This window comes from Chitinophaga skermanii (assembly GCF_003259335.1).
Lineage (GTDB): Bacteria > Bacteroidota > Bacteroidia > Chitinophagales > Chitinophagaceae > Chitinophaga > Chitinophaga skermanii.
Genome location: NZ_QLLL01000004.1, coordinates 337,792 through 350,378, shown reverse-complemented (window position 1 = coordinate 350,378; position 12,587 = coordinate 337,792). Strand labels below are relative to the sequence as shown.

At 40.7% G+C, this 12,587-nt stretch carries 9 protein-coding genes; 3 read left to right on the top strand and 6 right to left on the bottom strand.

Going from position 1 to position 12,587, the window contains the following annotated elements; genetic code table 11:
- Positions 1-8: 8 nt before the first annotated feature.
- Complete coding sequence (locus LX64_RS12135; protein ID WP_111597920.1) at positions 9-3,242, bottom strand: SusC/RagA family TonB-linked outer membrane protein; 3,234 nt, start codon at positions 3,240-3,242, stop codon at positions 9-11.
- Between the two features lie 347 nt (positions 3,243-3,589).
- Between LX64_RS12135 and LX64_RS12130 the strand changes: the two genes are divergently transcribed.
- Complete coding sequence (locus tag LX64_RS12130) at positions 3,590-4,624, top strand: LacI family DNA-binding transcriptional regulator (RefSeq protein ID WP_111597919.1); 1,035 nt, start codon at positions 3,590-3,592, stop codon at positions 4,622-4,624.
- Between the two features lie 6 nt (positions 4,625-4,630).
- Here the strand turns inward: LX64_RS12130 and LX64_RS12125 are convergent, their stop codons facing one another.
- Positions 4,631-5,035 (bottom strand): DUF2255 family protein, encoded by a 405-nt coding sequence (locus LX64_RS12125; RefSeq protein WP_158538604.1) that lies wholly within the window; start codon positions 5,033-5,035, stop codon positions 4,631-4,633.
- Between the two features lie 370 nt (positions 5,036-5,405).
- Here LX64_RS12125 and LX64_RS12120 point away from each other — a divergent pair, with 370 nt between their 5' ends.
- On the top strand, positions 5,406-5,828 hold the full coding sequence (locus tag LX64_RS12120) for a hypothetical protein (protein ID WP_148707291.1): 423 nt from the start codon (positions 5,406-5,408) through the stop codon (positions 5,826-5,828).
- A 1,208-nt stretch (positions 5,829-7,036) separates the two neighbouring features.
- A complete protein-coding gene (locus LX64_RS12115; protein WP_111597916.1) occupies positions 7,037-7,474 on the top strand; it encodes a MarR family winged helix-turn-helix transcriptional regulator in 438 nt (145 codons plus the stop codon).
- 218 nt (positions 7,475-7,692) lie between these two features.
- Here LX64_RS12115 and LX64_RS12110 read toward each other — a convergent pair whose 3' ends face one another.
- The 4 genes from LX64_RS12110 to LX64_RS12095 form a co-directional block, all read right to left on the bottom strand.
- A complete protein-coding gene (locus LX64_RS12110; RefSeq protein WP_245952638.1) occupies positions 7,693-8,544 on the bottom strand; it encodes an AraC family transcriptional regulator in 852 nt (283 codons plus the stop codon).
- Between the two features lie 101 nt (positions 8,545-8,645).
- The gene (locus tag LX64_RS12105; protein ID WP_111597914.1) at positions 8,646-9,875 is read right to left on the bottom strand and encodes a proline dehydrogenase family protein; all 1,230 of its coding nucleotides are present in this window, start codon (positions 9,873-9,875) and stop codon (positions 8,646-8,648) included.
- A 304-nt stretch (positions 9,876-10,179) separates the two neighbouring features.
- Entirely contained in the window at positions 10,180-11,865 is a 1,686-nt protein-coding gene (locus tag LX64_RS12100) for a M64 family metallopeptidase (RefSeq protein ID WP_111597913.1), read from the bottom strand.
- The gene (locus LX64_RS12095; protein WP_148707290.1) at positions 11,852-12,370 is read right to left on the bottom strand and encodes a hypothetical protein; all 519 of its coding nucleotides are present in this window, start codon (positions 12,368-12,370) and stop codon (positions 11,852-11,854) included. Before LX64_RS12095 ends, LX64_RS12100 begins: the two co-directional genes overlap by 14 nt.
- Positions 12,371-12,587 lie beyond the last annotated feature (217 nt).

Sequence of the window (12,587 nt, the reverse complement as noted above, 5' to 3'; positions counted from 1 at the left end):
TTTAGCGATTAAAGAGATAAGTTAACACCGAGTAAGAATGTACGGCTGCGCGGATAAGCACTATAATCAACACCTTGCGTAACCGGGTTGCTTCTACGGGCATTCACTTCTGGATCGTAGCCACTATAACCGGTAATTACACCTAGGTTATTCGCCGTGAAGTAGAAGCGTGCTGTTTGAATACGCAATACATTCAGGAGGTGTTTGGGTAATGTATAACCCAACGTCACGTTGTTCACACGGATGAATGAACCATCTTCAATCGCCCAAGAATGTGCTACGAACGAGTTACCGCTGGTACTTGCACTCCAAATAGTAGCGTTCTTATTAATTTCTGCTAAGCGCGCAGGATCTTTTACAACGTTACCGTTTTCGTCGATGTTCTTCCAACGACCATTCATAATCGCTAACATATTGGCATTCGGTGTATAGCCGTTCGTGAATTCCAATTTGTTGGCATTGTACACATCGTTGCCACCTTGGAAGTTTAAGAACACACTTAAATCGAAGTTTTTGTATGTGAATTGTTGGTTCAAACCACCAAAGTATTTCGGGGTAGTATTACCTATAATGGTACGGTCTTTATCATTTACAATTCCGTCGCCATCCAAGTCTTTGAATTTCACCACGCCTGGGTATGGTGTTACTGAAGTAACGGAGCTGTTGTCTGGAACACCTTTCTTCAAGGTGTATTTTTCAGTAGCTGGGTCGTAATCGAAATCATCGAGAGTATACCAGCCGTCTGTTCGTTGTCCCCATATAGTACCTACCGGTTGACCAACTTGTACTAGGAAGTCGGCAGGACTGTTATTCAATGCCCAGCCCGAATTTTCTAAGTAGAATGTTTGGCGGTTACCGAGGCTTTCTACGCGGTTTTTATTGAAAGAGATGTTGAAGTTTACATTCCAAGAGAAATCTTTCTTTGCAATAGGTACGGCGTTGATTTGGAGTTCCACTCCGCGGTTAGAAGTCTTACCTACATTTTGCATTTGTTTTGTGTATCCTACCGGCGAAGGAATAGGCACAGACACTAACAAGTTATCGGTTTCATTTTTATAGTAATCGGCGCTTACTTGTAAGCGGTTGTTGAGGATACTTACATCAAACCCGATATTGCGAGAAAGTGTAGATTCCCACACGAGATCTTTATTTGCTAAGCCCGTAGTTTGATAAGCAGGAATGATTTGTTCGTTCAAACTATACTGCGCTAAAGCATTGTATTGCATGAGATACATAAAATCGCTGATCCTGTTGTTACCCGCTTTACCGAAGCTACCCCGAATCTTCAAGTCGTTAATACGTGTAGATAATGGTTTGAAGAACTCTTCATTCGATACCCTCCAAGCTAACGACCCTGATGGGAAGTAGCCCCAACGTAAGCCATCGGCAAACTTAGAAGAACCATCGGAACGCATGGTAAAGCTTAACAAGTAACGGTCGGCATAACTGTAGTTCAACCGTCCGAAGAAAGAAGCCAATTTCGCTTGTACTTCACTTGTAACGGGGCGAGGTTGCGTAACACCAACAGGCGGTGTACCTAATCCCATATTGGCGAGTGCATATTCAGCATTTACACCTAATGGGAAATAGCGCGTTTCGATGATATTGGTAACGATTTTGGTTTGATAGATTTCTTGACCGAGTAATACGCTCCAACTGTTCTTATCATTGAAACCACCTTTGTACTTCGCGTTACTGAACGTGAGTACGTTAGATAAGTTAATGGTAGAACGCTTTTGGTTTTGGATAGAAGCCAGTGGCATAGAGGCACTGTTTTGCTTCGAGTTGTTGGTAATGGTATCGTCGAAAGATCGGAGTTCGGTGGTGAAATAGTCGTACCCAAACGTGCTACGGAACGAAGCGAACTTGGCGAGTTGCAGGTCGGCATAGCCGCTGATGTTGATGAGATTTTGGATATTACGACGATATTCTGCGGCATTCAGCAAAATGGGATTGATGAGTGCCAAGCTGTTGGAGTTGGTTTCTAAAGCGTATTCAGCATCGTAATCTGTTAAGCCTTCGCCCACACCTAGTACCGGTTTGTACTTAATACTATGACGTAAGCGGTTGGTAGCACTAGAACCATCGGCAGAAGTACCTGCACCACTTACCTTGGTATTATTGTAACGCGTGTTGAAACCAATCTTGAGGGCTTTGCTAAAATTATGATCGAACTTGAAGGATACTAACTTACGATCCATATCGGACCCTTGCATAATACCATCTTCTTTATTCGATGTTAAACTTAGGTTGTACGTAGTATTGCTGCTACCGCCGCTTAAGCTGATATTATGTGTTTGCATGGCCGCTGTTCTTCCGAACATTTCATCTTGCCAATCAACAAATGGCACATCCTTGTATACGCTAAGGGTATCCCAAGTGGAGCCATAATGCCCTGCGAAGGCGGTAGAATCGGTGCTGTTACCCCTGCTTCTTTCGTATTGATATGTAATAAAGTCGTAGGGACGCATAACCGCTAATTTATTGGCGAGTTTACGAACGCCGTAGAAGCCGCTGTATGAAAGTGTTGGCTTTTTACCGGCGGTACCGCTTTTTGTAGTGATAATTACAACACCATTTGCACCACGCGCACCATAGATCGCTGTTGTAGAAGCATCCTTTAATACGTCGATCGATGCAATATCTTGGGGAGAGATAGCGGATAAACCGTTTTCCACTTGGATACCGTCGATAATGTATAAAGGAGCATTATCTTGCGTAATAGAACCACCCCCGCGAACGCGGATCGTTACATCGGCATTAGGCGAACCTTCGTTCCCGGTGATTTGTACACCGGCGAGGCGACCTGTAAGTGCTTGCGCAGCGGAGTTAATGGGAATATCTTTTAATTGTTTGGCATTTACCGAGGAAACGGAACCGGTAAGATCTTTACGTTTCATGGTTTGATAACCTACTACCACCACATCGTTGAGGGAAGAGATATCATCTTCGAGCACAACATCAACTTTGTTGTTGGTACCGAGTTTCACCTCTTGATTTCTGAACCCCATAAAGCGGAACACCAAAGTTGGGTTGCTAACATTGGCGGGGATGCTGATGGAGTAAACGCCCGACTCATTTGATACGGCAAATGTTTGCGTTCCTTTCACGAGAACGGAAACGCCGATGAGGGATTCGTTTGAGGATTTCGCCGTAATTTTCCCGCTAACAACACGGTTTTGCGCCCGAGCAGCAAAGCTCAGTAGCAGGGTAAATACGAGCGTGGAATAAAATAGTTTCATACGTGGTTTGAATTATAACAATGTATAGTTTGGTTGATATCAGTTTTCGTTTTGTCGTTGCTTCTTACTTATAGAAAATCTTGATCACATTTTTGTATCACGCTGGAATTTGTTTTGATGTATTACATCACGCTATCTTTTAACAAGTCTACACACTTCATTTTATAAATAAAAAGAAAGGAAAGGATTTATTTGCGCAATCGTTCCCGACATCGTTACCATAGCGCCGGGCTTCATTTTTGCCAGGTAGGAACGGGCGTTATTGGTGGAAGATGATGCATTCATGTGATGCTTTGTAAGAAGGAATTATATATCTTGTACACCAAGTTCCACTGATATTACTTGTTATGAAATTTGAAGTTGTTACCATTAAAGATATCGCCAAAGCGCTTAACCTATCCACCAGTACAGTTTCGCGGGCATTAAGAGGGAGTTATGAAATATCACCTGAAACAAAGAAACTTGTATTGGAGTATGCCGAGCGTATGAACTACCGCCCGAATCCTATTGCGCTAAGTTTGAAGGAACAGCGCAGTAGAGCCATCGGTGTTGTAGTATCTGAAATTGCCAATAACTTCTTCTCACAAGCCATTGCCGGTATAGAATCTATTGCGTACAACCGTGGTTACCATGTTATCATCACTCAAAGCCACGAATCCAAAGAACGCGAACTTGTCAATATTCAACACCTGGTATCCCGCTCCGTAGATGGATTACTTATTTCTTTATCCAGTGAAACAAGTGATCTCAGTTATTTACAGCAACTGTACGAGAAAGGATTCCCTGTAGTGTTATTCGATAGAATATCCAATCAAATTGATACGCATAAAGTCACCGCCGATAATTACATGGGGGCATTTCATGCAACCGAGCATTTGATATACCAAGGTTTCAAAAGAATTGCGCACATTACCAGCTCCACCCATTTATCTATCACCCGCGAACGATTACAAGGGTATAAAGATGCGCTAGCAAAGCATCATATTGCCGTGAATGAAAACTTGATTAAATATTGCAACCATGGTGGTATGATGATCGATGAGGTAGAAGTTGCTGTTGAAGATCTTTTCCGGCCCAAGATAAAGCCCGATGCTATATTTACGGCGGGCGACCGGTTGAGTACAATTTGTTTGGGAATTATTAAGCAGAAACAAGGAGCTATTCGCAAAGCGGGGTTCATTGGCTTCACGAATACGAATCTAGCCGATTTATTTTCACCTCCTGTAAGCGTTGTTCGTCAACCTGCCTTCGAGATAGGTCAAAGTGCAACAGAGCTATTAACGAGTATGATAGAGAGTAAACGCCCGGTTACCACCTTCGAAACGAAGGTGCTTCCAACCAATTTAATCATCCGGGAATCGTCGTTACAACAACAAGATTAATATTCATTAAGGCGCATCGATTTTGATGGGTAAGAATTCCAGTGTAGTTTTTTCGCGGGCGGCATCGGTGATCCCGTTAGCGTAAAATGAGTTTTCGCCGTAATCGTATTTCGAGAGGTAGGCGTTGCTAACAGCTTGTTGGATTTTATCGGCATCTGGCGGTATAAACCCGGCCACTTGAATAATATCGTCACCGCACCGGATAGCCCCCATAGGATCAGTAAGAAACTCGGTATACCACCCCAGCGGCGCTTGGCCCCACGACCGTGCAAATACGCGGTTATTGACTACTACCATCCACACTTCTACGAATTTCTGCCGGTTTCTACCGGCACGCACCCCGATGAGGGTATGTTTTTCAATATATTTAAGAATATGGTATGGAAAGGGGTACGAACGATAATTGGTCATACAAACATGCTTATATCTAAAAGTAATGCAAAAACGGGAACTAGTGGAACCAAAATGTATGTTGTGGGTAAAATGCATGGCTGGAGATGTTGTAAAACTTACACAATCCTTTATAGTACAGCGTTTATAATTTTTTTTAAAAAGTTATGGGAATGATCGAATTAAATACTTCAAATAGAGCGAGATAGTTGTAGCAGAAAAATGTAATAAGAATAATATAATTGGCTACAGTGTTGATTATGGGCCAGAATTTAAAAAAAGATAGGAATCTTAGAACCTTCTATGGGTTTAGGACGTTTATTATTTTATTAAAGTTCGTGAGGAAAAAGTTTTTGCGAGCCGTTGAGCAATAAATTTAATGATTCGAGATATGCAAGGCAATATTAATCCCGTTAAGCAAAGCATGCTACATGAATTTTTAGACACATTGAGCCCCGAACAAGGAGAATTATTGGAATTGGCCATTAAAGACAAGACACAGTATGATTCGTTCTTCGAGGAATTGTCGATTCATAAGAGCATTCAGCCGCCTGTACAAAAGGTAGCGCACACCATTATTGTACCCTTGACGATTGTGGACGATAAGAAGGCGGTTGTAGAAGAAACGGAAGCAGCCGAGGATGAGTTTACTACTTGGAAGAACAAGGTGTACGCATTTGTTTCGGTAATTACGATTACTGGGATATGCGTAGCATCTGTGTTTTTCTTCTCTTCGATGCACCGTAAACAAACTTTTGCAAAACAAAAACCCCCCACTGTACAAACAGCCACTGTTAGTAGTAACAACGATTAGTACTGCTTACAAATGTTTATAAACTGCATGAAGCTTGGTTGAACTGCTTTATGCAGTTTTTTTTATACCTGGCCCCTCTTATATCTAATAAAAAGTAAATTAATTTTTTGATAATTACACCGCATCAAATCCCCTACAGTGGCCCATCTAAAAAAAAATCTTATTTTTTTTTCTCAAAACATAATCCTTTTATAATAAGAACGATGTTGATGTATTCGAGTAATCCATCTCATTCAAACGGTTTAAATTAGGTTAGACGTAATGTAGGGCCTATACTCTTATAGGCCCATATTTTACATGTGAAAGAGGTAACCAGGTGGAATACGGTAAGTTCTTTTAAAAATTAGACTGTTTAATAGCATGATGTGATGGAAAAGAATTTGGTATACTTAAACGTGTAATACATTTTTGAAATCGCACTCATAACTAATAGTAAAGTCGGCCATGCTTTTCCAAGCATAGCCCCTATTTACTACAAAATATTCACCGTAAGGTCAAAAGCAAACCATTTACAACATTCGGTAAATCGAATCCAAGGTATGTAGAAATCCCTCCGGAAATGTTTTTACCATATTCTATCGAAAACCTATTTGAACAAGCTTTAGTCATGATTCAATTATCAATGGAGTTTGTAATCATTTACAAATCTGGAAACACTAAATGAAAGTTTAGTCGTTTTCGATGCGGGAATATTCATGGCGACATCTATCCAGGTATCGCCGCTTTTTTCTAGCTAAACAAAATGCTGAAAAAATATTTCGCAAATCAACAAGGATTAAATTAGGTTAATGATTTAATAGCGCAAGAAGCTTGCATTCGTTGCAGGCTTAATTAAAAAGCACAAAATTTTTTCTATCAATAATTCCTTTTTATAATGGTGGTTGAAATAGCCGTACCGATCCCGGTACGGCTCCATTATTTTTACCCAACACGGAAACTTTGATACATCAAATAGTTTCGATCGTACAACCTTCCAGCCTACATTTCAGCCGTTCAACCTACCAAATACCAGGCAATACTTCATTTAGGCCAAACGGACTAGAAGGATTGGAATTTTTTAACATCTGCTCCCAAACACAATACAGCAAAGGATTACAAGCAACCAATCGGCTAAAATACACGGCTGCACAGTGTTATTTAGTGTTGCTTTGGTAGATTTCAGGCTTGTAATTTTTATTTATCAATTATATTTGTGTCAAATATTTTTTATGGCAATCGAGAAAACTAGCGACATTTTATTTAACACAATTGACATATCAATAAAAAAGTACCGTCAATTGGTTCAACAATCTTTAGTCGAAAACGATGTGGATGTAACAATTGATCAGTGGATGGTTTTGAGTGCTTTCAATGAAACACCGGACGCAACACAACAGCAGATCGCCAACACTATCAACAAAGATTATGCGTCTGTAACCCGCATGATTGAATTGCTTGTACAAAAGAAATTATTAAAACGTACCACGCACAATCAAGACAGAAGAAGGTTCAATCTCTCCATTACTCCCCAAGCTACCACGCTCTTAAAAAATTTACAACCTATTATGAAAGCGAATAGAAAAACCGCTCTCAAAGGTTTGAAAAACAACGAGATCGATCAATTAAACGACTTATTGAATAAGATCATTGCGAACTGCGAAGCGTAGTCGCCCAACCTAGAAAAAGATTTTTTTAGCGGTTTATCGAAAGGTTAACCGCTTTTTTATTTGCAGTAAGTTTAATTCCAATTACCCCAAGCGCAGTGCATTAAATAAGTACTAGAACCCTTCGAATGTGCGCAACGAGCTTCACATAGCAATATACATGATCAGCTAATGATCATAACCTCCACTATAAGTAATAGTATTTTCTGTATTTATGATACTTATTTCGTTTTAAAAGAGCGTATGTATTCGCTGGGAGAGAGACCGGTTGTTTTTTTGAAGACACGGTTGAAGTTAATAGCGCTGTTGAAACCCATGGCGTAAGCAATGCCGGCGATACTTGTGAATTCACCGTTGATGATTTTCTTACAAGCCTCGTTGATGCGGATTTCGTTGAGGAAAGCCATATAGGTTTTGCGCGTATGCTTCTTGAAGTATTTACAAAAGGCATGCGGCGTTATATGGGCAACGGCGGCAATTTGTTTGAGGGTAATATTCTCGTTATAATGATCCATCGTGTACTGATAGATGTCGTTCATGCGAATTCCTTCGGAATCGGTAAAGGAATATTTCGAGAAACCTGTAGAAAGGCTCTTCCACTCTTTCACGTCTTTGGAGAAGTATTGCAAGAGCTGGAAGAAGTTGATAAGACGCTCGAAGCCGGAACCGGCACTTACCTTCATAACTAAAGGAGCCAATTGTGCTTGCAACTTTGTATCTATCACCTGTAAACCGCTATGAGTTCGGTCTAAGAACTTCTTGATATGCTCCATTTCTTGCAAATGCAATAGGTTCTTTAAGATCCTATCGTGGTCGAAGAATATGTGAACAGCATGGGCATTGTCTTTCTTGTTGTTGGCAAAATGACTGGGGTCCGATTTAAAAATATGTGGTTGGTTAGCCCCCATTATATAAATATTACCAGGCTCAAATGGCTGCGTGTAATTGCCGGCAATAAGGGTACCGCTACCTTTGATTATTAAGGTAACTTGCATTTCCTTATGGCGATGCAGGTAATTATAGAAGTTCGGCAGGCGATCTTCTTCTACAACTACGGAATCATCCGTAGACATTGGCACAGTAAATTGAATGACTTTCACTAACTAATATTAATCAATAAAACTCAAATTTTCCAAATGAGGGACAATTTTTGTTAAGTTTTAGCTAAAAAATGTTAGTTGCTGTGGCTAGCGGCTGCTTTTCTTCTTTGTAATTCTTTCTTGATTAAACCCAATTCGCGCGAAGTTTCGCCAGCAACAGCGCTGTTTTCCCGGGCACGGCGCATCAAATAAGGCACTACATCTTGCAAAGGACCATAAGGCAAATATTTGCTGGCATTGCAGCCTGCTTTGGCCAAATTGAAGGTCATATGATCGCTCATACCATACAATTGGCTAAAATGTACGTGTTTATGTTGGAGTTCAACAGGACTGTTTTGTACCATTTCTACCGCTTGCAGGGCACTTTGTTCATTGTGCGAGGCAATAATTAAAGCAATTTGTTCTATATGTTGCAGTCCGAACGCAATAGCAGCGTCGAAATCTTTGTCACTCGCCGCTTTATTGGGTTGAATGGGTGATGGGTAATTGAAAGTAATTGCACGGGCACGTTCCTTTTCCATATAGGCCCCGCGAACGATTTTACCGGCGAGGATAAAATTATGCTGTTGTGCGTATTGGAAATTTTGTTGGAAAAATGCGAGCCTATCGTGGCGGTACATTTGGTAGGTATTGTACACAATGGATGTTTGTGTATTGAATTGCGCCATCATCATAAGGGTGAGGGCATCGATTGGGTTCTGAATCCAAGACTCTTCAGCATCTACTAGCACGCCCACTCCTTTGGTATGAGCATGCGCACATATTTTATGCATACGTGCGATTACGCGCTCCCATTCTTGCTTTTCTTCGGTGTTTAATATGTTTGTATCTATTTGCGTTGTGGGGTAAAATTGAACGTGATCGTTCAACTTTTCTAATAACGCAAAGCGTGCGAAACCAGTAATTTTAATCCCAATAAAGGGTATATTCCTTTTCGATGCGCCGTAATCCAATATGCGCAAAAACTCGTTCGTAGTCCGTTCAAAGTCTTCATCACTCTCCTTTCCTTCTGCCCCGTAATCAAGAATAACTTGCACATTGTATTGATCCAACGTATTCACCACTTTCCCTACTTCACTTAACGTTTCACCCCCTACAAACTGTTCGAAAATCGTTTGCTTAATGATCGACTTCACCGGTAAATGCCATTTCAATGCCCAAGGTGTAAGGCGTGTACCTAGGTTAACAAGCCATGGTTTGCCCATCATACTAAATAAAAAATTGGCTTTCTGTAAGGCTTTATCGTGTTTATAAGCAAATGCGTCTTCCGTGTTTGAAAACAATACCTTTGGTTGCGTTGGCATAGTGTGCGTTTATGCGCACAAAAATGATATTCACTTTTCAATACGCCAAATGAACAACAATAACGGTTAACACATGGACAATTTCTGCACATCATTCCTATCAAACCCAACGTCAGCCAGTATTTACAAGGAACATTATATAAAACAAAACTCCCGGCTCTTACGAGCGCGGGAGTTGCATAGTGGGCGTTTTGGTGTATGAAAAATTCGCTTGTCAATCTTTCTGCGTCAAACTTAGGCAGGATTGCGGAATTAAACATCAACCAAACAATAATGGTTTATGAAAGAATAATTAATGTTTGTTTTATAATGCCATCAACTTTGTTGTTTCGGATTCGTTGCCGATGAATAATGTCATGTAATACACACCGGGTGGTTGATTCGCCAAATCGAATGTATAGGTGGAGGATTGGGATGTTTTACCCAAATCGCGTTTCAACACTTGCTGACCATTAGCATTCGTTATGGTAATATATACATTCAAGTTTGTTTCACTGGCGTAATTAATATTATAACGGCGAGCTAATGCATCTTGATACACCTTGTAAGATAAGCTCGATAAAGCTTTTTGTAAACGAATGGCATCGCTGCTAACAATGTTACTACCACGTTTTACAGATACTTTGTAATATGAAACAGGCAGTTGAATATCGCTATCAATAAATGTATATCGATTTAACCCGGGCTGACTTTGTAACGTATTCACCGTTTTAAAATTAATACCGTCTATGCTACGCGCTATAAAGAATTGCTCATCTCCATTAACCTCTGGCACTGCCCAGGAAATATACCCCACATTGTTTTTAATTTCACCTGCAAGATCCGCTACAGCTAGCATCCCGGTGGATTTAGTAACCGTCCATGTTACATTCTTCACATAGCCCACCGCCGGCAAATAGGATTTAGACAAACCTGTGCTATCAATCACGCTCGCTTTCACTGTATTGGTACCGTTTACAAATGTAGCGTAAGGAATACTAACACTAGCACCCGTTGCAAAAGGCGTGGTACTATTGTTTAAATACCACTTCACTTTAATTGTATTATTCGAGGTTTGTAAATGCGTTACGCTAAATGATGTGGCGCCTGTACCTACCAATGTAAAGGATGTACTGGTTGGCAAATAGCTATCAATCATATTCACAAGCGAGTGGAATTTACTCACGAAAGCTTCTGTACAAACCGAGCAGAAAGCATACCCCAAATACTGCATCTTGCACGATTGGTGTGGCCTATACCAAGTTGCTTGCGCGCCTGATGTTCCATAAGCATAAACACCCGTGCCGTTTATGCCAATCCAGTTTTTCCACTTCACCGTGGTTGGACTGCTTGTTTGGGTCATATTTGCTTTTTCAGCAGCATAACCTGCCCCTGCCCAATATTCGTCGGCTAATGCACCGAAAGAGTGACCAATTTCGTGAATCGCAATTTCAGCAGATGATGCATGCGTTGTAGCAGTAGCATACGTACCTCCTGCACCACCGTAGTAAGTAGAATTGGCGAGTACAAAGCCTTGATTATATTGAGGTAAATTGGCACTTAATACGTTGGTAATAGGTGTTAAACTACTTTGGTATACAAGCCTATGGATACCACCATAATCGAACGTACTGGAGAAATAAGTAGTGGGATTCGCTACGGGTTGACCACCAGAAGAAGATTCGTCGGATGCCGTACCGGGATGTTTCGTGCCAGAATTGGTAGAAGGTACTTTTACGACGTAGGTATTAAAAAATGTTTTGTAGTTCGAGAACGGGACGGTGTTCATCAAAGCAGTGTTGACAGTAGTAGCATTGGTTACAAAATTGGTCAATTCTGCCGACGTGTATCCATCGCTTACGAATACAAGGTTAATCCGTTTGTTACGAGGACCATTATATTGTAACGAGTCGATCGGAAATGTTTGTGCTTGCGCCTCTACACACATTAGCAAACACACGGGAACAAAAACGCGCAACAAACCATTCAAGAACGATTTAGAGTTGTGCATAATAAATGGTTTTTAATTGTTGTGATTGAAGGTTGGGAATTTTGATCATTAAATATTTAACATCGCTATTGTATTGAAACCTAGCTGTGAACTCTCCTTCTTTTTGGTGGATCGTGATTTTGGCGAGGGCCCCGCTTTCATCATCGGCGGGATATTCGCGTACAATTTGCAACGGGTTTTCTACTTTATTGTATTGCGTACCGTATTTACCGGTTACCTCGCAATACAAGTAATTAGGTTCAATAGATGGTACTTGTGCTAACATGTTAGGATTCAGTTCACCATCAGCAAAGAACTTGTTTGTCAACTTGAAATCGTATTGTTGCCGGGTGCTATCGTACGTAACCCGGTACGTAAGGAATACAATCTTATTGATGGCTTCCCCGTTTTTATTGAGCGCAAGTTTCTCCGTAGGCTTACGCAACCCTTTACTTTGTTGGGTTTTACATTGCGTGCCCACGATGGCCAACAAACATATGCAAGGCAACAGCCTACTCATATTCATACATGCTCCGATTTAGATAGGTTGACGATTATAATACGAATTTAATGAATCACGCTGAAGTTATATATACTATTATTGTTCAGTGTTTAGCTTCTTTTGGTATTTTCTTAGATGTTGGCCTGTATTGGATTGAGAAGAAAGGATAGCTTGAAATGAAGACAGGAATAGCATTAATTTCAATACAACCTATCAAATTATCTACTATACTGACTTTCAA

Bases quoted from the DNA above. Each gene is read 5' to 3' on its own strand.
- LX64_RS12135 (WP_111597920.1), bottom strand. From the start codon at position 3,242: ATGAAACTATTTTATTCCACGCTCGTATTTACCCTGCTACTGAGCTTT.
- LX64_RS12130 (WP_111597919.1), top strand. From the start codon at position 3,590: ATGAAATTTGAAGTTGTTACCATTAAAGATATCGCCAAAGCGCTTAAC.
- LX64_RS12125 (WP_158538604.1), bottom strand. From the start codon at position 5,035: ATGACCAATTATCGTTCGTACCCCTTTCCATACCATATTCTTAAATAT.
- LX64_RS12120 (WP_148707291.1), top strand. From the start codon at position 5,406: ATGCAAGGCAATATTAATCCCGTTAAGCAAAGCATGCTACATGAATTT.
- LX64_RS12115 (WP_111597916.1), top strand. From the start codon at position 7,037: ATGGCAATCGAGAAAACTAGCGACATTTTATTTAACACAATTGACATA.
- LX64_RS12110 (WP_245952638.1), bottom strand. From the start codon at position 8,544: ATGTCTACGGATGATTCCGTAGTTGTAGAAGAAGATCGCCTGCCGAAC.
- LX64_RS12105 (WP_111597914.1), bottom strand. From the start codon at position 9,875: ATGCCAACGCAACCAAAGGTATTGTTTTCAAACACGGAAGACGCATTT.
- LX64_RS12100 (WP_111597913.1), bottom strand. From the start codon at position 11,865: ATGCACAACTCTAAATCGTTCTTGAATGGTTTGTTGCGCGTTTTTGTT.
- LX64_RS12095 (WP_148707290.1), bottom strand. From the start codon at position 12,370: ATGAATATGAGTAGGCTGTTGCCTTGCATATGTTTGTTGGCCATCGTG.